Source organism: Streptomyces sp. NPDC006458 (genome assembly GCF_040612135.1).
In the GTDB taxonomy this organism is placed as follows: Bacteria; Actinomycetota; Actinomycetes; order Streptomycetales; family Streptomycetaceae; genus Streptomyces.
This window is the reverse complement of sequence record NZ_JBEXPR010000023.1, coordinates 95,809-114,716: the sequence shown is the minus strand read 5'-3', so window position 1 is coordinate 114,716 and position 18,908 is coordinate 95,809. Positions and strand designations below refer to the sequence as shown.

General features: G+C 73.6%; 16 protein-coding genes and 1 pseudogene. 11 read left to right on the top strand and 6 right to left on the bottom strand.

All coding sequences use genetic code 11. The features are described 5' to 3' along the window. Positions 1 to 215: 215 nt before the first annotated feature. Both ABZZ79_RS28590 and ABZZ79_RS28585 read left to right on the top strand, forming a co-directional pair. Positions 216 to 1,409, top strand: coding sequence for an FAD-dependent monooxygenase (locus ABZZ79_RS28590; RefSeq protein WP_356693458.1), 1,194 nt, complete (start codon positions 216 to 218; stop codon positions 1,407 to 1,409). Further along, positions 1,409 to 2,938, top strand: a complete 1,530-nt coding sequence (locus ABZZ79_RS28585) for a hypothetical protein (RefSeq protein WP_356693456.1) — start codon at positions 1,409 to 1,411, stop codon at positions 2,936 to 2,938. Before ABZZ79_RS28590 ends, ABZZ79_RS28585 begins: the two co-directional genes overlap by 1 nt. A gap of 53 nt (positions 2,939 to 2,991) precedes the next feature. Here the strand turns inward: ABZZ79_RS28585 and ABZZ79_RS28580 are convergent. Beyond that, positions 2,992 to 3,264, bottom strand: a pseudogene (locus tag ABZZ79_RS28580) (hypothetical protein); the annotation flags it as partial. Positions 3,265 to 3,353: 89 nt separating this feature from the next. On the opposite strand from ABZZ79_RS28580, the gene ABZZ79_RS28575 reads away from it, so the two are divergent. The 6 genes from ABZZ79_RS28575 to ABZZ79_RS28550 all read left to right on the top strand — a co-directional run bounded on the left by ABZZ79_RS28575 (position 3,354) and on the right by ABZZ79_RS28550 (position 12,030). Beyond that, positions 3,354 to 4,211 (top strand): helix-turn-helix transcriptional regulator, encoded by an 858-nt coding sequence (locus tag ABZZ79_RS28575; RefSeq protein ID WP_356693454.1) that lies wholly within the window; start codon positions 3,354 to 3,356, stop codon positions 4,209 to 4,211. Between the two features lie 926 nt (positions 4,212 to 5,137). Further along, a complete protein-coding gene (locus ABZZ79_RS28570) occupies positions 5,138 to 5,938 on the top strand; it encodes a VOC family protein (RefSeq protein WP_356693505.1) in 801 nt (266 codons plus the stop codon). A 196-nt stretch (positions 5,939 to 6,134) separates the two neighbouring features. Then, the gene (rox, locus tag ABZZ79_RS28565) at positions 6,135 to 7,559 is read left to right on the top strand and encodes a rifampin monooxygenase (RefSeq protein ID WP_356693452.1); all 1,425 of its coding nucleotides are present in this window, start codon (positions 6,135 to 6,137) and stop codon (positions 7,557 to 7,559) included. A gap of 309 nt (positions 7,560 to 7,868) precedes the next feature. Further along, positions 7,869 to 8,723 carry a hypothetical protein gene (locus tag ABZZ79_RS28560; RefSeq protein ID WP_356693450.1) on the top strand — a complete coding sequence of 285 codons (855 nt, stop codon included), beginning with the start codon at positions 7,869 to 7,871 and terminating at the stop codon, positions 8,721 to 8,723. Between the two features lie 37 nt (positions 8,724 to 8,760). After that, complete coding sequence (locus ABZZ79_RS28555) at positions 8,761 to 9,936, top strand: hypothetical protein (RefSeq protein WP_356693448.1); 1,176 nt, start codon at positions 8,761 to 8,763, stop codon at positions 9,934 to 9,936. 405 nt (positions 9,937 to 10,341) lie between these two features. After that, positions 10,342 to 12,030 carry a phosphodiester glycosidase family protein gene (locus tag ABZZ79_RS28550; protein ID WP_356693446.1) on the top strand — a complete coding sequence of 563 codons (1,689 nt, stop codon included), beginning with the start codon at positions 10,342 to 10,344 and terminating at the stop codon, positions 12,028 to 12,030. An 11-nt stretch (positions 12,031 to 12,041) separates the two neighbouring features. Here ABZZ79_RS28550 and ABZZ79_RS28545 read toward each other — a convergent pair whose 3' ends face one another. After that, positions 12,042 to 12,548: a hypothetical protein gene (locus ABZZ79_RS28545; RefSeq protein ID WP_356693444.1), complete on the bottom strand. Its 507-nt coding sequence runs from the start codon at positions 12,546 to 12,548 to the stop codon at positions 12,042 to 12,044. 116 nt (positions 12,549 to 12,664) lie between these two features. Then, a complete protein-coding gene (locus ABZZ79_RS28540) occupies positions 12,665 to 12,853 on the bottom strand; it encodes a hypothetical protein (RefSeq protein WP_356693442.1) in 189 nt (62 codons plus the stop codon). A gap of 306 nt (positions 12,854 to 13,159) precedes the next feature. Here ABZZ79_RS28540 and ABZZ79_RS28535 point away from each other — a divergent pair, with 306 nt between their 5' ends. Then, positions 13,160 to 13,969: an alpha/beta hydrolase gene (locus tag ABZZ79_RS28535; protein ID WP_356693440.1), complete on the top strand. Its 810-nt coding sequence runs from the start codon at positions 13,160 to 13,162 to the stop codon at positions 13,967 to 13,969. Between the two features lie 58 nt (positions 13,970 to 14,027). On the opposite strand, the gene ABZZ79_RS28530 is transcribed toward ABZZ79_RS28535, so the two are convergent. After that, complete coding sequence (locus ABZZ79_RS28530; RefSeq protein ID WP_356693438.1) at positions 14,028 to 14,216, bottom strand: hypothetical protein; 189 nt, start codon at positions 14,214 to 14,216, stop codon at positions 14,028 to 14,030. A gap of 143 nt (positions 14,217 to 14,359) precedes the next feature. Continuing rightward, positions 14,360 to 14,833 (bottom strand): carboxymuconolactone decarboxylase family protein, encoded by a 474-nt coding sequence (locus ABZZ79_RS28525; protein ID WP_356693436.1) that lies wholly within the window; start codon positions 14,831 to 14,833, stop codon positions 14,360 to 14,362. Between the two features lie 272 nt (positions 14,834 to 15,105). Here ABZZ79_RS28525 and ABZZ79_RS28520 point away from each other — a divergent pair, with 272 nt between their 5' ends. After that, on the top strand, positions 15,106 to 16,437 hold the full coding sequence (locus tag ABZZ79_RS28520; RefSeq protein WP_356693434.1) for an MFS transporter: 1,332 nt from the start codon (positions 15,106 to 15,108) through the stop codon (positions 16,435 to 16,437). A gap of 297 nt (positions 16,438 to 16,734) precedes the next feature. On the opposite strand, the gene ABZZ79_RS28515 is transcribed toward ABZZ79_RS28520, so the two are convergent. Beyond that, the gene (locus ABZZ79_RS28515) at positions 16,735 to 18,051 is read right to left on the bottom strand and encodes a DUF3533 domain-containing protein (RefSeq protein WP_356693432.1); all 1,317 of its coding nucleotides are present in this window, start codon (positions 18,049 to 18,051) and stop codon (positions 16,735 to 16,737) included. Between the two features lie 110 nt (positions 18,052 to 18,161). Between ABZZ79_RS28515 and ABZZ79_RS28510 the strand changes: the two genes are divergently transcribed. Continuing rightward, entirely contained in the window at positions 18,162 to 18,716 is a 555-nt protein-coding gene (locus ABZZ79_RS28510) for a YciI family protein (protein ID WP_356693430.1), read from the top strand. The last annotated feature ends 192 nt before the right edge of the window (positions 18,717 to 18,908 follow it).

Genomic DNA, 18,908 nt, shown 5'->3' with positions numbered 1-18,908 from the left:
GCCTCACACCGTGAAAGGAGCCGCCCAACCGCTCACCGGGCCGCTCACCAGGCCGTTGTCACCGCGCGGTGCCCGTCACCGCGCGTTGACAGGGGTGTTTCGGCGTGTTGCCATGGGACGCTGCTCAGCCGGACCCGCGGTCGTCGCGCTCCGCGCGGGCAGCCGAGCCACCACCAGCCGTCCGGGGCGGGCGCCCCGAAGCAGAGCGAGGAACCATGCCGCAGCGCGCCGCGACCATCGTCGGCGGCGGGATCGGCGGCCTCGCCGCCGCCGTCGCCCTGCACCGCAAGGGCTGGCGCGTCGAAGTCCTGGAACGCGCCCCGGAGTTCACCGAGATCGGGGCGGGCATCTCCCTGTGGCCGAACGCGTTCCGCGCCCTGAAGGCGCTCGGACTGGCCGAGCGGGTCCAGGCCCTCGGCGCGGTCGAGACCGCGGGCGGCGTACGCGACCGGCGGGGCCGCTGGCTGTCCCGGACGGACAACACCGAGCTGGAGCGGCGCTTCGGCCACCCCCTCGCCGTCCTGCACCGCGCGGATCTGCTGCGGGCGCTCGCCGAGGCACTGCCCGCCGAGTGTCTGCGGCCGGGCAGCGAGGTGTCGGCCGTCCACGAGGACGGGCCCCGCATGGTCGTCGAGCACCGGGGCGGCACGTCCCGCTGCGAACTCGTCGTGGGAGCCGACGGGCTGCGCAGCGCGATCCGCCGCGCGGTACTGCCGCACGCGCCCGGCCCCAGATACGCCGGCTACACCGCCTGGCGCATGGTCACCGAGCCCCTCCCCGAGCCGCCTGCCGCGGGCGCCGCCACCTGGGGCCGCGGGGAGCGCTTCGGCTACACGGCACTGCCGGGCGGGCGCATGTACTGCTTCGGCACCGCGTCCCTGCCGGAGGGCACACCCACCGGATCGTCCGAGTACGCCGAGGTGCTGCGCCGGTTCGGGGCCTGGCCGGACCCGATCCCCGCGCTGCTCGCCGCCGTCCCCGCCGACGTGGTGCTCCGCCACGACCTGTACGAACTGCCGCCGCTGGACACCTTCGTCGGCGGCCGGACCGCGCTGCTGGGCGACGCGGCCCACGCGATGACCCCCAACCTGGGCCAGGGCGCGTGCCAGGCCCTGGAGGACGCGGTCACCCTCGCCCACTGCCTGGACACCCACCCGGACACCGGTGCCGCGCTGCGCGCGTACGATCTGGCGCGCCGGCCGAGGACCCAGGCCGTCGCACGCCGTTCCGCCCGGCTGGGCACGGTCGGCCAGTTGGCCTGGCCGCCCGCGGCGCTGCTGCGCGACACGGCCGCCCGGCTCGCCCCCGTGCGGGCGACGCTGCGCTCCATGACCCCGGTGCTCGGCTGGCAGGCACCGGGCGGACCGGTGACCGGGAACGAGACCGAGACCGAGACCGAGACACACTGATGCCGGACTGGACGTATCACCCCCTGCGTGGCGCGGCCGCCGCGCTCCTCGGCGAACGCCGCTCGCAGCGCACGGCCCTGCGGCTGCTGGCCTCGATCGGCTCCCGCCCCGGCGGCGCGCGGCTGATCGCGCGGGGGTTCGGCCACCGTCATCCGCCCCGGCGGCTCGCCGGTGAGGTCGCGGGGGTGCCCGTGGCGGTCCGGCTCGGCATCTCCGTGCCGCCCTCGCTCGCCCGGGAGACCGTCCACGCCATGGCTCCGCTCGGGGCCGGTGTGGTCGAGGTCGCGCCGGTCACGGCGGCCGATGTGGAGACCGTGCGGCGGGCCGCCGCCGGACGGGCGATACCGCTGGTCGTCCGCACGACCGACCCGGTGGCCGAGGCCGGCCTCAAGCCGCATGTCGACGGCTTCACCGGTGACGACGACCCGCGTCTGCTCCAGGTGTCCGACCCGTCGGTGACCTCGGCGGCCGCCGCGCTCGGCGACCCGGACACCGTCGTGCTGGCCCGGCCCTCGGTCCTGGTCTCGGCCGGGCCCGGCTGGTTCGCCCGGGTCACCGAGGCGGCCACACCCACCGAACCGGCACCCGCCCTGAAAGACGCCGGGCTCGACCCCCGCCGCTGGCCCGCCTGGATCTGGGCGCTGCTGGTCGGGCTGGGCATGACGGTCGCCGGACTGGGCGCCGCGGCGATCACGCTGGGCCCCGTGCTGCTCTGGTACGACCGCGACTACCTCGGCATGACCCTGCACGAGCTGCACGCCGCCAACCACCATCTGGTGCACTTCCTGCAGCACGACCGGATCACCATGGCCGGCACGATGGTGGCGATCGGCGCCCTCTACACCGGCCTCGCCGTGGGCGGCGTCCGACAGGGCTGGTCCTGGGCCCGCGAGGCGTATCTGCTGTCGGGGGCGATCGGCTTCCCGACGCTCTTCTACTTCCTCGTCACCGGGTTCGTGGAGCCGCTGCACACGGCGACGGCCCTGGTGCTGTTCCCGATGTTCGTGGCCGGGGTCCGCCGCGCTCCGCACACCCCGCGCTGGCGTGCGGTGCCCGAGGGCCCGGAGCGGGAGCGGCGGCGGGCGCTGGTCGGGCAGCTGCTGCTGGTCGCGACGGGCGTGGGGCTGTTCATCGGCGGGGCGGTGATCTCGGTCGTCGGGCTGACGGGCGTCTTCGTGCCGACCGATCTGACCTTCCTGGGCACGAGCGGGCATGCGCTGGAGGCCGTCGACTCCCGCCTCGTGCCCTTCGTCGCCCATGACCGGGCGGGCTTCGGCGGCGCCCTGATGTCCGCCGCGGTGGCGATCACGCTGGTCTCCCTGTGGGGCTGGCGGCGGGGAGAGGCCTGGGTGTTCTGGAGCCTGGCCGTGGCGGCGGCCGCGGGTTTCCTGCCCGCCGTCATGGTGCACGGGGCGATCCACTACACCGACTTCGCCCATCTCGCGCCGGTCTACCTCGGCATCGTCCTCACGGCCACGGGACTGCTGCTCGCACGGCCGTATCTGTGCGCGAGGACCTCGGACGGCTGATGTACGAGGCCGGGCGGCACGGCGGGATCGCCGTGCCACCCGGCTGTCGGGCTCTACTTCAGGTACGGCCCGTCCGTGCCGATCTTGCCGGGCGCCGCGTTGGCGCCGCCCAGGTCGAGGACGTAGACGCGCAGGTTGCCCTTGCCGGAGGCGGGGGCGTTGAGGGTGCCGTTGGTGACGGTGACGGTCTGGCCGGTGACGGCCTCCTTGTAGGTGCCGTTGAGGACACCGGAGAAGGTGGCGCCGCCACCGGCCGAGACCAGGGCGTAGCTGTCGACGCCACCCGCGGTGTAACGGCGCTTGAAGGCCATGTCGCCGCTTTTGCCGCCTTTCACGGCGGTGAGCCGGGTCTATGCTGTTTTCATCCGTTTCTCGCGCGAGAGTGCCACCCCATTCCTCCTGTGAGAGTGCCGCCATGGCTCCCACCACCCCACCGCCCAACACGCTCGGTGACTTCCTCAAGGCCCGCCGGGCGTCGCTCAGCCCCGCCGCCGTCGGGCTGCCGGAGATCGACGGCGCCCGACGGGTCGACGGACTCCGGCGGGAGGAGGTGGCGCTGCTGGCGTCGATCAGCACCGACTACTACACCCGCATCGAGCAGGGGCGCCGCCGCGCGTCCGCCCCCGTCCTGAACGTGCTCGCCGTCGCCCTGCGGCTCACCGACGAGGAACGCGCCCATCTCCACGAGCTGGCCGGCCGCGAGGAGACCGGCTCGGGCGGCGGCCGGGCGTCCCAGACCGCGCAGCCCCAGTTGCGGCGGATCCTCGACGGGCTGACGACCCTGCCGGCGCTGGTGATGGGCCGGCGCATGGACATCCTGGCCTGGAACCCGCTCGGCGCCGCGCTGCTCTCCGACTTCTCCCGGCTTCCCGAGGGGCGCCGGAACTACGCGTGGCTGATGTTCCGCGACCCGGCCATGCGCGCCCTTCACCAGGACTTCGAGAACATCGGTGCGGTGTGCGTGGCCATGCTGCGCAGGGAGGCCGGCATCCGTCCCGAGGACCAGCGCCTGGCGGATCTGGTCGCCGAGCTCCGCGGGACGGACGAGGACTTCGACCGCTGGTGGGGCGAGCACAAGGTGGCCTCCGACAACGGGGGCTCCAAACGGCTCCGGCACGCCGTCGTCGGCGATCTCACGCTCGACTGGGACGCCCTCACCTGCGCCCATGACCCGACGCAGCGGCTGGTCGTGTGGACCGCGGAGCCCGGCACCCCCTCCCACGACCGCCTGGCCACCCTGGCCTCGCTGACCGCGGACGCCATGGTCGGCTGAATCCGGGGCCCACGCGCGGATCGTACGAGGGCCTCAGCATGGGGACAGATCGACGGCGCCCGGTCCACGTCCGCCGGGCCGCAGGACGCCTTCGGGGAAGTGGTCGCCGCCCAACACACCAGGACCACGCAGCGGGTCCTGCGGCGCCGACCAGCAGTGGCGCCCCGAGGCCCAGCCGTCCCACGGCTACCGCCTCGTCGCTCGCCCGCCACAGCGGCAAGTGCCTGACGGCGAACGGCACTTCGGCGAACGGCGTCCGGCCGACCCGGCACATCTGCTACGGCTCCACCGCCCAACGCTTCCGCCTGACGGTGCACCCGTGGGCTCGCCGCCGGCCATGAGAGCCGCGACCACGTCAGGCCCGCGCCGTCACCAGGAGGCTGGCGCTCGCCCTCGCGCAACCGCCCCACTCCCTCGGCCCCACGTCCATCGGCCTCTACAGCCTCGCCGGCCTGCTCGGCTTCGCCGTCCTGCCGGTCACCGGACGCCTCACCGACCGCTACGGCCCGCGCACGGTGATCACCGGTTCCCTGCTGGCGGCGACGGCCGGTACCGCCGTGCTGGCCACCGGCCTCGGTACGCCCCTGGTCACGGCCGCCGGACTCGCCCTGTTCGACGCGGGCTGCTTCGCCGCACAGGCCGCCAACCAGAGCCGCGTCATCGGCCTCGACTCCGCGCGCTCCGGCAGCCTGAGCAGCGTCTACCTCGTCCTCTACTTCACGATCGGCGCACTCGGCACCGCCCTCGCGGCCCCCCTGCTGAACCTCCTCGACTGGCACGGCACGGCTCTCACGGCCCTCGCCGCCCTGCTGCTCGCCACGGCGGTGGTCCGCGCCCGACCCGGTGCCCGGCAGTCCCGGTCCATCGTGCGGCCACCCCGGCCCGGTGTCAGGCTGAAGTGGCAAGGACCTGCGAAGGGAATCGCCATGATCACGACCGACTACGTCCCCGGCTCACCCTGCTGGCTCGACCTCGGCACCCCCGACGTGCCGGCCACGGCGGCCTTCTACGGCACGGTACTCGGCTGGGAGTACGAGGCCATGGAGGGCGGCGGCGAGGGCATGGAAGGCGGGATGTTCCGCAAGGACGGCAAGATCGTCGCCGGGCTCGGCAAGCTGACCGAGCAAGGCGCGCGCCCGGCCTGGATGATCTACTACAGCGTCGCCGACGCGGACGCCACGACGCAGGCCGTCACCAAGGCGGGCGGCACGGTCCGGGTGCCGCCGATGGACCTCGACGAGTGGGGCCGGATGGCACAGTACAGCGACCCGCTCGGCGGCCAGTTCGCCGTCTGGCAGCCCGGGACCAGCAAGGGCGTGGAACTGGTCGACGCCCCGGGCGCGCTGTCCTGGACCGAGCTGTACACCACGGACGCGGAGGGCGCGAAGAAGTTCTACGGCGACGTCCTCGGCTGGTGGTACAGCGACATGGAACTGCCGGGCGGCGCGGGCACGTACGCCCTGATCACCCCGGCCGGGCAGCCGGAGGACCGGATGCACGGCGGAGTGATGGGCATGGCCGGTGAGGATCTGACGCTCACCGGTGGCAAGCCCTACTGGCATCCGGTGTTCAATGTCGACGACTGCGACGAGGCGGTCGCCAGGATCACCGCGAACGGCGGCAGTACGCAGATGGGTCCGCAGGACGTCGAGGGCGTCGGACGGCTCGCTGTCTGCCTCGACCCGTCGAACGCGGACTTCGTGGTGCTGAAGCCGACTCAGAGCTGAGTCGTACGCGCTCGGGAGCCGGGCCGCGCGGGCTCCACGCCGGCGCCGGCCCGGAGCCGGGCAAACACAAAGGCAAGGAGCGCACTCGCTCCTTGCCTGTCTCAAGTTATAGCGCGTGGGGGGCCTTGCGGCAAGGCCCCGCTCATGCCGCAGAATCTCCGGGCCAAGGCCAGGACCTGCGGAAATGAGTGGTGTGATGATCGATGTGATCGTGGTCGGGGGCGGACCGACGGGCCTGATGCTGGCGAGCGAGCTGCGGCTGCACGGTGTGCGGGTGCTCGTGCTGGAGAGGGCGGCGGAGCCCGCCCGTTTCGTCCGCGCGCTCGGCCTGCATGTGCGCAGCGTCGAGGTGATGGCCCAGCGCGGTCTGCTGGAGCGCTTCCTCCCGCTCGGCCGGAAGTACGCGGTCGGCGGCTTCTTCGCCGGCATCGACAAGGGGTGGCCGGACCGGCTGGACACCGCGCACTCGTACGTCCTCGGCATCCCGCAGACCGTCACCGACCGGCTGCTGGCCGAGCGTGCCGTCGAGCTCGGCGCCGAGATCCGGCGCGGCTGCGAGCTGGTCGGGCTGAGCCAGGACGAGGACGGGGTGACCGTCCGGCTGGCCGACGGCGGCAGCCTGCGCGCGCGTCATGTCGTCGGCTGCGACGGGGGCCGCAGTACGGTGCGCAAGCTGCTCGGTGTGGCCTTCCCCGGGGAGCCCGCCCGGGTCGAGACGCTGCTGGGCGAGATGGAGGTGGCCGTCGCGCCCGAGGAGGTGGCGGCGGTCGTGGCCGAGGTCCGCAGGACGCAGGTGCGGTTCGGCCTCACGCCCTTCGGGGACGGCGTGTACCGGGTCGTCGTGCCGGCCGAGGGGGTGGCCGAGGACCGTTCGATCGCGCCGACGCTGGAGGAGTTCAGGCAGCGACTGCGCGCGACCGCCGGGACGGATTTCGGCGTGCACTCGCCGCGCTGGCTGACCCGCTTCGGCGACGCCACACGGCTGGCCGAGCGTTACCGCGTGGGCCGGGTGCTGCTGGCGGGCGACGCGGCGCACATCCACCCGCCGACCGGCGGGCAGGGCCTCAACCTCGGTATCCAGGACGCGTTCAACCTCGGCTGGAAACTGGCCGCCGAGGTCCAAGGGTGGGCGCCGGAGGGGCTGTTGGACACGTATCACGCCGAAAGGCATCCGGTGGCCGCGTCCGTGCTGGACAACACACGCGCCCAGATGGAGCTGATGTCCACCGAGCCGGGCGCGCGTGCGGTACGCCGGCTGCTGGCCGAGCTGATGGACTTCGAAGAGGTGAACCGCTACCTGATCGAGAAGATCACCGCGATCGGGATCCGCTACGACTTCGGCGAGGGCCATGCCCTGCTCGGCCGCCGGCTGCGGGACCTGACGCTGAAGCAGGGCCGCCTCTACGAGCGGATGCACACCGGCCGCGGCCTGCTGCTCGACCAGACCGGACGGCTCGCGGTGACGGGCTGGGCGGACCGGGTCGACCATATCGTCGACGTCAGCGGGGAACTGGACGTGGCCGCCGTGCTGTTGCGGCCGGACGGGCATGTGGCGTGGGCCGGTGACGACCAGCGGGAGCTGCTCGACGCGCTGCCGAGGTGGTTCGGCGCCGCGAGCTGAACACCCCCGCCGCGAGTTGAACACCCCTGCCGAGTGCGGGCCGGGTGTCGTACGGCGAGACCTGGTGGGGCTCAGGTGTGTTCGGCGTAGGCGAACTGCGCCTGGAACAGGTGTATTCGGCGTTCGGGGCGGCCGCCCTGCCCATTCCGGGGAGTTCGGACGGATTGAATCCAGATGAATGCCGCGATGAACCGGCATGTGGCGTTTGACCCTTGTGGCCCGGGAGCATCATCCAGTCCCGTCACACGGATTCCGGCCGAGCCGGTATCGCACCCGGGGCCCGCGGGCCCGAACCGGGGGGTCAGACCCATGTCCACACTGCCCGACACTCCGTCCGATCCGGCGTCCGGCCCCGGCGGCGCGCCGCCCGCGAGCCAGGCCCCGGGCACGTCCGGCGCCGCATGCCCGCCCGGCGCCGACGGCACGCCCGCGGCGAACGGCACGCCCCAGGGCCCGAGTTCCGGGGACGACGGCTCGACAGCCGCGCAGCCGGGGCCGGACGGCACTCCCGCGAGCACCGATCTGCACAGGTCGGTCCGCTCGTTCGCCCTGATGGGCGGGCTCGGTGGCGCGGCGGCGGTCCTGACGGCCGTGTCGGTGCTGATCGGGGGCAGCCCGGCGGACTGGTTCCAGGACGACAACTCCCCCGGCGGCCCCACCGCTTCGCCGCCGTCCGGCCCGACCGCATCCGGCCCCGGTACAGCTCCCCCGGACGCGCCCGCCTCCTCGGTGACGATCCAGCAACCCACCACGCGCGACGGCGAACAGGTCGAGGTGGAGCAGTGCCAGGAGTTCCGGGGCACGGCCCGGCTGGCGCCCGGCTACACGCTGTGGCTCGCGGGCCGCACGGAGACGGACCGCCGCTACGGGCTGTACGTCGAGGCCAGTGTCTCCCCGGGCACCGGGCGTTGGCGGGCCACGGCCCAACTGGGCGGACCCACCGAAGGCGGCCGGACCTTCGAGGTCGTCGCCGTACCGGTGCCCTCCGACGTGTCCGAGTACCTCAGGGACATCACCGACAGCCAGAACCGACGGTTGCTCCAGAAGAAGGACGGAACCGGCTCGGCCGTCGGTCTGTTCAACCCCGCCCTCCCCCCACGCTCCGACGACAGGCACATGGACAGCGTCACCGTCCGGCGCACCCAGGGCGACCCCAACTGCTGAACGCCCCCCATCGGTCACCTTCGGCACAGGAGGCACGATGTCCGGCCCCACCCGGCATGACGCGGAAGGTACGGCGGGCCTGCCCGCCCCTGGCCAGGAAGGCGGCGCCGGTGCCCGGCGGTTCCGGCCGCTCGGGCTCACGGCGGCGGCCCGGTCGTGCGACCGGGTCCGGTCGGACCGTCTGAGACAGCCACCGCACCCCGAAGCCGCGCCGGGCGACGGCGCGGACCCGCTCCCCCTGCCCGCACCGGCCGAGGCGCAGGGGTCCCCCACAGAGATCGAACTGCCCACGGTCGTCCTCACGGCGCCGCCCGGCGGCCGTCGTTCCGGCCCGTCCGGGACCGCCCGCCACGCCCGACGGTGGTACGCCGTGGCCGCATGCCTCCTGCTGGTGGCGGTGGCGTCGCTGACCGGTCTGCTGCTCACCACCGGCCCCGACGACGACTCCTCGGCGCTGCCCCGGCCCGACCAGCGGACGGGCGCCCCCGGCCCGGCCAGCCGGGCGCCCGCGACCGCGTCGGCGCGGAGGACCGAGGCCAGCGGTACGCCCGGCACGGCGTCCGCCGGTCCCACGGGCGGGGCCGAATCGACCGCCGGCCGGGCCTCGCCCGGACCGACCGGCGACCACGGCGACGGCCGGAGCGGGGGCCGCGGCCACGGCGGCTCCGGCGGGACGGACGGAACCGCCGGCGGTGCCTCGGGCGGCGGCGACGCGACCGTCCCCGGTGTCCCGTCCGTCCCGGACGGCACCGGTGGGTCGGCCGAGGACGCCGCCGTGGTCTTCACCGATCCGGCGCCCCAGGGCGACGCCTACGTCGAGGTGGACCACTGCGCCCACCTCACAGGGACCGCGCGCGTGCCCGACGGCAAGCGCCTGTGGTTCGCCGTCCGTTACACCCATGACGCGAGGTACAGCCTCATGGGCCCGGCCGACGGCGGCGAGCTCCCGTCGAACAGACGCACACCGTGGTCGAAGGTCATCCGGCTCGGCAACGCCGACCAGTACCTCAAGGGCCGTGTGATCGCGCTGTTCCTCCCCAAAGGCTGGGCCGACTATCTGCTCGCCGCGAACGGATACGAGGGCGACCCGGCTCTGATCGACTCCGGGAACGGCCATCCCTACGGCATCTCCGCGCCCGTGCTGCCACCCGACTCCGTCCAGGTCGGCGAGTTGAAGGTACAGCGCGACCGGAACTCCCGCGCCTGCGCCTGACGAGGGCGCCCGGTAGCGAGCCGTGAGCCGGGCCCCGGGCAGGGCCGTCCGTCCGCGCGCCGGGGCCGGCCGTCATCCGCCAGGACCGGCCCTCCACGCGCCGGCACCGACCGCCCGCGTGCCCGGACCGGCCATCCGCGTGCCCCGCCGGACGCGGTCGCCGGTCACCGGACGCGCACGTCTCGCTCCCACCGCTGTCCCCCCTGCAACCGCTCCTTGCGCGTGTCCTGCCGGGCCTCGGCGAGCCTCGGCGGTCCTGAGCCGTGCCCACGCCGGAACCACCCGGTCAGCGCGGCATCCGTACCGCCACTCCGCCTTAACCGCACAGCGGGTGGACGGCCGACTCCGCGACACACGCGCCGGGCACGGTCGCAGCAACTTCCCTTGAGCGAAAGGGCACGCCGCATGAGCAACCGAATGGCACGCCGTGGACTGATCGGTGGGGCGATCACCGTCGCCCTGGTCGCCGGCACGATGGCCACCTCGGTGGCCACGCAGTCCGACAAGGAGCAGATGTCCGGCACCGGCGGGCGGCCGGCCCGCCCGGCGTCGCAGCCCGCCGCCGCGGCGGCTGCCACCGCAAAGCTGCCGCTCGGCCCGGCGTCACTGCCGGAGACCCGGACCACCCGTCAGATCGCCCCGGGCCTCACGCACATGGCGATCGAGCGCGGCCGAGCGTCGGCGGACGACTACTGGACGGTCACGGTCGGCTTCGGCCGGACCGAGGTCGAGCTGACCGAGGTGGAGGCCAGGGTCCGCGCCGCCGGGTACGAGCCGCGCCGCGACCGCACCGCCGGACCCGACCCCCGGGGCCCCCTCGACCAGCCGCTCGGCTGGGCGGTCCGGGTGGGCCGGTACGCCACCCATGACGCCGCGGGCCGGGTCAAGCACGAGATGGCGGCCAAGGGACTGACGGCGAACGTGCAGCACACCAGCGAGGACGGACACGCCACGACCGGCCCCTGGTCGGTGGACGTCCTGATCGTCGACCCCGCCCGGTTCCGCGGCCGGCTGCGCTCCGAGGTGGCCAACGGGATCGTGCCGGGCCGGGAGACCACCAGCTCGATGGCGAGGCGCACCGGTGCCCTCGCCGCGGTCAACGGCGGCTTCTTCGTCATCGGCAGCGGCAAGACCACCCCGGGCAACTGGCTGGCGGGCACCGACGGCGACCTCGGCGGCATCGCGGTCAGCGGCGGCGACCTGGTCTCGGAGGCCGCGAACGACCGGCCCGCCCTGATCGTGCCGACCGCCTCCGGCAAGGGCACCTCGGTGCGCAGGCTCAGGACCAAGGTCACGGTCCGCTCGACGGACGGCGCGACGCGTCTGGTGACCGGCCTCAACCGGCAGTCGGGGCTGATCGTCAACTGCGGCGGTGTCGGCACCGCCACGCCGTTCTCCCACCCCGCCCAGGACTACACCTGCGGCAACAAGAACGAACTCGTCGCCGTCACACCGAAGTTCGGCAAGAGCGCGCCGGAGGGCAGCGGCTACCAGGTCACCCTGGACGCGGCCGGCAGGGTCACCGCGGTCAGGACGAGCAGGGGCGGTGCCGTACCGGCCCGGGGCACCGTCCTCCAGGGCACGGGCTCCGCGGTCCAGTGGCTGCGCACCCACGCCCGCGTCGGCGCCACGCTGACACTGAACCGCGCTGTGACCGACGCGGAGACGGGCGCGCGCGTCCCGCTCACCTCGCAGACCTCCATCGTCAACGGCGCCCCGCTGCTGCTGCGCAACAACAGGACGGTCCTGAACCCGGTGCGGGACGGCTGGAGCCCCGAGGCCATCCAGGGAGCGGAGCGAGCCAGCCTCTACAACGCCTGGTACCTGCGCCGCAATCCGCGCACGGCGGCGGGCACCACCGTGGACGGGCGGATCGTCCTGCTCACGGTCGACGGGCGCGACCCCGGCCGCAGCGCCGGTCTGACGATCCCCGAGACCGCGTCGGTCATGCGCAGCCTCGGCGCCGTGAACGCCGTCAACCTCGACGGCGGCGGCTCGACGGCCATGGTCGTCGGGAACAAGCTCCAGGGCCGCCCCAGCGACACGACGGGTGAGCGCCCCGACGGTGACGCGCTCGTGATCCTGCCCGGGTGACCACGGGCCGGTCATGCCCCCAGGTCCTCCTCGACCGGTTCCCCCCGGCCCACGGTCACGGCCCAGGTGACCGTGGAGGGCGCGCGTACGGACACGGTTCCGGGTCTGTACGCGCTCGCCAGGGCGAACTCGTTCTGGACGACGGCCGCTTCCCCCGGGGCGCAGGTGTGCCGGAACGACACCCGCATCTCGGGGAGGTCGACGGTGACCGTGCCCCTGCCCCGGCAGCTCACGGCCACGATGAGCGCCTTGCCCCGCCGGCCGCCCTCGTAGGCGAAGACGGCGTTGCCGTGCGTGGGTTGTCGCTGTCCGGCCGGCGACTCGCCCGCTGCGTCGATGTCCGGCGGTTCGACCTCGACGGGCGTGCGGACGGGCGGCGTCGTCGTCGGGGCGTCGGACCGTACGTCGGCGGCCGGCCGGGGCGACGGCGACTGCGACTGCGACTGCGACTGCGACGTACAGGCCGCCACGGCGAGTAGCGGCAGCAGCCAGAGGGCGGCGCTTCCACGGCGGCTCACGCTGCCCACAGTCACCTCCACAGTGATCGACGGGGCTCACGCTAGGCCACCGGGGCGGCCGGGGCGGACGGTTGCGGGAGGATCTGAGCCACATCTGAGCCTCGCCCGAACACCCTTCACCTCAAGCGCAGTTGCCGGGGCACGTACTGTCCGCCCAGCAGGCCGGCCGCCTCGTACTCCAGGCGGTCGGCCGCCCACCGCGCCTCCGCGACGACATCGCCGTACTCGCGTACGAGGTCGTCGTAGATCGGGGCGTCTCCCGTGGCGCCGCGTGTCAGGGTCGTGGCCGGGGCGAAGTCGCTCACGGTTCGCATTCCGATCTGTCGGGGGGTTCCGCCTACCCTCCTGCCTGCCTTCCGCGGACGCCAAACACCGAAGTCGACCGGATACGTGCGCATGTGGTGACCGGACCTCGCGGATGTCGGGACGGGTCTTCATGAACGTCAGGAACGTGGAGAAGGCCTGGTACCGCGTGAAGGTCATGGACGTCATGAGTCCGGCCGGGGCTGGGCGTTCCGCGGCGACCTGACACGCCAACGGGCCGGATCCATGCGGGATTTCGGGCCTCGTGAGACGATCTCGGCCGGTGTGCCGTCAGGAGGGGGCGAACGGTGGCGTGGGACGAGCGCGTGGTCGTGCGGGACGGTGTGCGGCTGGTCTGCCGGGACTGGGGCGGGGACGGACCCGCGGTTCTGCTGCTGCACGGACTCGCGGGTCAGGCGGGTGAGTGGACGGCGACGGCCGAACTGCTGAGCCCCCGGTACCGTGTCGTCGCACTCGACCAGCGCGGACACGGCGCCGCCGAGCGCCGACCCGAGGACGTGTCGCGGGCCGCGTACGTCGCGGATGTCGTCGCCGTCGCCCGGGAGTTGGGACTCGACGCGCCCGTGGTGGTCGGTCAGTCGCTGGGCGGGCACACCGCGTTCCTCACCGCGGCCGGGCATCCGGACGCGGTGCGGGGCGTAGTGCTCGTCGAGGCGGGGGCGGGTGAGCCAGACCCTTCGGTGCCGATCCAAATCGGTGCGTGGCTGCGCTCCTGGCCGGTGCCGTTCCGGTCGCGGGACCTGGCCGTACGGTACTTCGGCGGCGGGCTCCTCGGCGAAGGCTGGGCGGGCGGCCTGGAGGAGCGGGACGGCGGCTGGTGGCCGCGCTTCGACCGGGAGGTGCTGGTCCGTTCGCTGGCCGAGCTCGGTGAGCTCTCGTTCGTCGCCGAGTGGGAACGGGTCACCTGTCCCGTCCTGCTGGTGCTGGCCCGGTCGAGCTTCGTGCCCGCCCAGGAGTTCGACACGATGGTCCGGCTGCGGCCGTCGACGCGCTCCGTCTGCGTACCGGACACCGGGCACGATCTCCACCTGCAGCGCCCGGAGACCGTCGCCGCGCTCGTCTCGGACTTCGTCGACGGTCTGCCGGACAGGGCTTAGGAGCTGCCGGGCCGATGGCCGGCCGGGAGGCCGGCCGGAGGCCGCCAACTCCCGTGCCTCACGGCCCGGTCGGCACCCCCGCCCAGGGGCCCGGTCTGCCTTGCTGACCGGGGTGTCCTGGCGGGGACATGGGAGGTATGACCCGGGCCAACTCGCGCATCAGACGGTCGGCTTCACCGCTCACCTGGGCGGGGATGTCGCCTCGTTCGGCCACGAGGCGGCTGTAGATGGGGGTTTCCAGGAACACGGTGAATTCGGCCTGCCTCTCGGATGATCGGATCAGCGAAGTCGTGACGGCGCTGTGCGGGACAGCCTACGGTCCGCCACCGACATCACCGGCTTCCCAGCCTCAGATACTGCCAGGAAGCCGGACAGACCCCGCCTGCGGGGTCACCCCCACTGACCCGGCCGGTAGTCACCGGCCGGCTGCCGGACGATCACGTTCATCCGGTTGTACGTGTTGATCAGGGCGATCAGCGACACCAGCGCGGCGAGCTGCTCCTCGTCGTAGTGCTTGGCGGCGTCGGCCCACGCCTCGTCGCCGACCCCGCCGGCCGCGTCGGCGATGCGGGTACCCTGCTCGGTCAGTTCCAGTGCGGCGCGCTCGGCGTCGGTGAAGACGGTGGCCTCGCGCCAGGCCGCGATCAGATTCAGCCGCGTCTGGGTCTCGCCGGCGTGCGCGGCGTCTTTGGTGTGCATGTCGGTGCAGAATCCGCAGCCGTTGATCTGGCTGGCCCTGATCTTCACCAGTTCCTGGGTCGCGGCCGGGAGTGTGGAGTCGGAGACCGCCTTGCCCGCCGAGTTGATGTACTTGGCGAACTTCACCGCGACCGGGTTGCCGTAGTAGTTGAGACGCGCTTCCATCGTGTTCTCCTTGGCTCGTCGCCTGCTTCACCTGACTGACCCGGGAGAAGGTCTCGATGTGACAGACCGGCCCATGTGATGCGCGTCACGCGGGTCCGGCCGGTCACGGAACCCCCGTCACGACACGCGGACATCAGCGCGAAGAAGCCTTTGCGAACAACTGGCGACCGTCTAGAGTCGCGCGGCATGACCGGTAGGGGGACCGGGTCGAGCGGTACGGATTTCGTTGCGGTGGCGGGGACTCGGGGGTGGGGCGTGCGCTCCGAAAGGTCATGACGGCGGACGTTCGGGTCATCGGTGCCCCGTCCGAAAGGCGCTCCTTACGGCCCCTGGTGGGCGTCCTGGCCGCGATGGCCGTGGCGTCGACCGGCACCCGGGTGTCCGCCGTGGCGCTGCCCTGGTTCGTGCTGGTCACGACCGGGAGCGCCACCCGGACCGGGCTGGTCGCCTTCTGCGAGCTGGCCCCTTACGTGCTGGTGAAGGCCTTCACCGGGCCACGGGTGGACCGGGCCGGCCCGCGGACCGTGTCACTGGGCGCCGACGTGGGCAGTGCGCTGGGCGCGGCCGCGGTGCTGGTGCTCCACGCGGTGGACGCGCTGTCCTTTCCGTTGCTGCTCGCCCTGGTCGCCCTGATCGGCGCGGCCCGGGGGCCGGGCGACCTGGCCAAGGAGGTCATGGTCCCCGAGGCGGCCGAGCGCGGCGCGGTGCCGTTGGAGCGGGCCACGGGACTGTCGGGTGTGACGGAGCGGCTCGCCTCGACCGCCGGACCGGTGGCCGGTGGCGCGCTGGTGGCGCTGGTCGGCCCGCTCAAGGGGCTCGCCGTCACCGCCGTCTGCTTCGCGCTCGGCTCGGTGATCGTCGCGGTGGCGCTGCCCCGGCGCCTCGGCCGCGCCGACTCCGAGGGCGCGTCCGGGACTTCGGAGGAACCCGGCTACTGGCTGCGGTTCCGCGAGGGCTTCACCTTCCTGCGCGGTGAGCCCCTGCTGATGAGTGTGATCGTCATGGTCGGCATCACCAATCTGCTGGACTCGGCGTTCAGTGCCGTGCTCCTGCCGGTGTGGGCCAGGGAGTCCGGGCACGGGCCTGCCGCTATCGGGCTGCTGGGCAGTGTGGCCGGCGCGGCGGCGGTCGGCGGCAGCCTGGTGGCCGCGGTGGCCGCGCACCGGCTGCGGCGGCGGCTGGTGTTCTTCGCGGGATTCCTGGTGGCCGGGGCGCCGAGGTACGCGATCCTCGCGTTCGACGCGCCGATGGCGGCCGTGGTGGCGGTCTTCGGGGTCGCCGGTTTCGGCGCGGGCTTCCTCAACCCGGTGCTGGGGGCCGTACTGCTGGAACGGGTGCCGCGTCATCTGCTGGGGCGGGTCAACGCCCTGGGCGACTCGCTGACCTCGGCGGGACTGCCGCTGGGCGGGCTGCTCGCCGGGGCCGCGGTGACCGCGGTCGGTCTCGCGCCGGTGCTGCTGGCCTGCGCGGCCGGGTACTTCCTCACCACCAACTCGGCCGGGCTGAGGCCGGAGTGGCGCGCGATGGACCGGGAACGCGGCCGCCTGCTCCACGAGGGACCACGCCGGGAGAAGGACGAACCGGCGTCCCCGGCCGCCCCCTGAGACGAGGAAGCCCCGGCCCGCGCGGGCCGGGCCGAGGGGGCGGGGCTCCGTCGAGGCGGGACTCCGTCGAGGCGGGGCTCCGAGGCGGCGTGTGGCCCGGCGTAGCCACCGGCTCGCCGGTGTCCACCTATGTGGTCGAGGCCGACATCGGCGCGCACCGCGTCCTCGCCCACGAGGGCGGGCCGGCGAGCCGAAGGACGAGCAGTTGGGGGAGTTCGTCGAGGAGGACCGCGCGGAGGCGGGCCTGCCGCCGGGCCAGAAGCGGCGGACGGACCGAAGGCCCATGACCACGTCCGCTCACCCAGCCCCAGCCCCAGCCCCAGCCCCAGCCCCGGGCTCGGGCTCGGGCTCGGGCTCGGGCTCGGGCTGCGGGGTGAGCCGGGCCAGGCCCTTGCGGTCGTAGTAACGGGTCATCGCGAAGCCGAAGACGAGCGCTCCGGCGAAGCCGATCGCGATCATCGCCCAGGCTCTGCCCAGCCCGGCGTCGGTGCGGGCGTCGAAGTAGAGGATGGCGCGCACGCCGTCGGTGAGCTGACGCATCGGCTCGAAGGCACCGAGGAAGCGGTAGAAGTCGGGGGTCGCCTCCAGCGGGACGGTGGCCCCGGAGGACGGCAGGGCCAGCGCGATGAAGACGAACATGGACACCAGCTGGCCGATCCCGCCGAACGCCGCGTTGATGGCCTGGACGCCCAGGCCCACGGTGACGGTCGCACACCAGGAGAAGATCCACAGCAGCGGCTCGTGGGCGGAGTCCATGCCGAGGATCGCGATGGTGGCGACCATCAGCAGGCTGGTGGTCAGCAGCGAGATGCCCGCGGTCATGACCATCTTCAGCAGCAGCGTCTGGGTGCGGCTGATCGGCACGGTGGGATGACGGGTGTGCCAGGGGCCGATCTCGCTGTCGGCGTAGCCGAGGGCGGTGTCGACGCCGGCGTTGACGAGGTTGGCGCCGATGAACCCGGACAGGACCAGCAGCAGGGTGTAGTAGAAGGCGCTGAGGCCGAGGCCGCTGTGACGGCCGATCGCGTGGCCGGGCCGGGTCGTCACGGTCACCGGGTCGGCCAGGAGCGTGCGGGTCGTGGCGTCGGCGCGGGAGGCGGCGGCGAGCCGCTCGCCGATCTGCTGGGAGGCGCCGCGGGCGGCGGTCTGGTTGATCTGCGCGGCCAGCGAGGAGCCCAGGCTGCCCATGCCCGGGTTGGTGAGCACGGTCAGGGTGGGCCGGACGGTCGCGCCCGAGGTGGTCAGGGCCGTGACGGACGCGGTGAAGTCGCGCGGGACGACCAGCGCCCCGAACACCTTGCCGGAGGCGAGTTCGTCCTCCGCCTCCGCGCGCGTCAGCACCTTCCAGCGGATGCCCGCGGTGGCCTCGGAGCCGGTGACCGAAGCCGTGATCCGGGTGCCCAGGTTCTCCCGCTGTCCGGGCGGCGGCCGGCCCTGGTCCTCGTTCACGACGGCGGCGGGCAGCCGGTCGAGGCTGCCGTTCGGGTCGAGGATGCCGCCCATGTAGAGGAGCGACAGCACCAGTGCCACCAGCCCGCTCAGGACGGTCGGCACGAGCCACAGCCTGGCGTGCCGCAACAGTGTGCCGGCGCGCTGAGGGGTCGCGGAGGTCATGCCGTCATCGTCGTTGCGCGAAGGCCGCGAACCGGGCATTGACGGCGCCCTCGCTGCGGCCTCGTGGAATTTCCGTTGAGGGGGCCGGGACGGTCGGACAGGGTCGGGGCATGGACTTCTTCTGCTTTCACCGCGACCGGCCCGGCTCGCTCCCGCTGCGCGAGGCCATGCTGGAGAGCCACTGGTCCTACATGGACCACTTCGACAAGGAGCTGATCGCCCGCGGGCCGGTCTTCGCTGGGGACGGGGAGGACGCCCCGCTCGTGGGGAGTGTGCACATCGTCGGCCTGCCGGACCCCGCGGCGGCCCGCGCGTTCGCGTTCGACGAGCCCACGTACCAGGCGGGGGTGTACCGGGACGTGCTGCTGCGGCGGTGGCGGAACCTGCTGGGGCGCACGATGTGGGAGTTCCCCGGGGGCCGGTCCGGCGGCGCCCGGTATCTGGTGCTCGGTCTCGGGCGGGGCGAGGGCGTCGATCTCGCCGTACCGCCGGGGCGGGACGAGCTGATCGCTTACGGGCCGCTGCTCTCTGACGACGGCTCCGCCTGGCTGGGCACGGCCGCGCTGGTCCGAGCACCGGACGCGGACCGGGCCCGGTCCGTGCTCACGGCCGAGGGCTATGCCGGGATCGAGGTGTACTCCTGGGAGTTCGGCGGTCGGCGCTAGGGGCACCGCCGTTCGGATCCGGCCGACCTCCCCGGTCCCGTGGCGCCGGAAGGATCCCGAAGGCCGCGTCCGAGCCTCACCCGGGCACGACCCGCGCTCCGTCGGCCCTCGCCCGGTCGCACCCGCCGGCGCGCCCGGAGCACCTCCGCCTCGACGGCGAACGCGTCCAGCTCCTCGCAGTTTTCCGTCCGG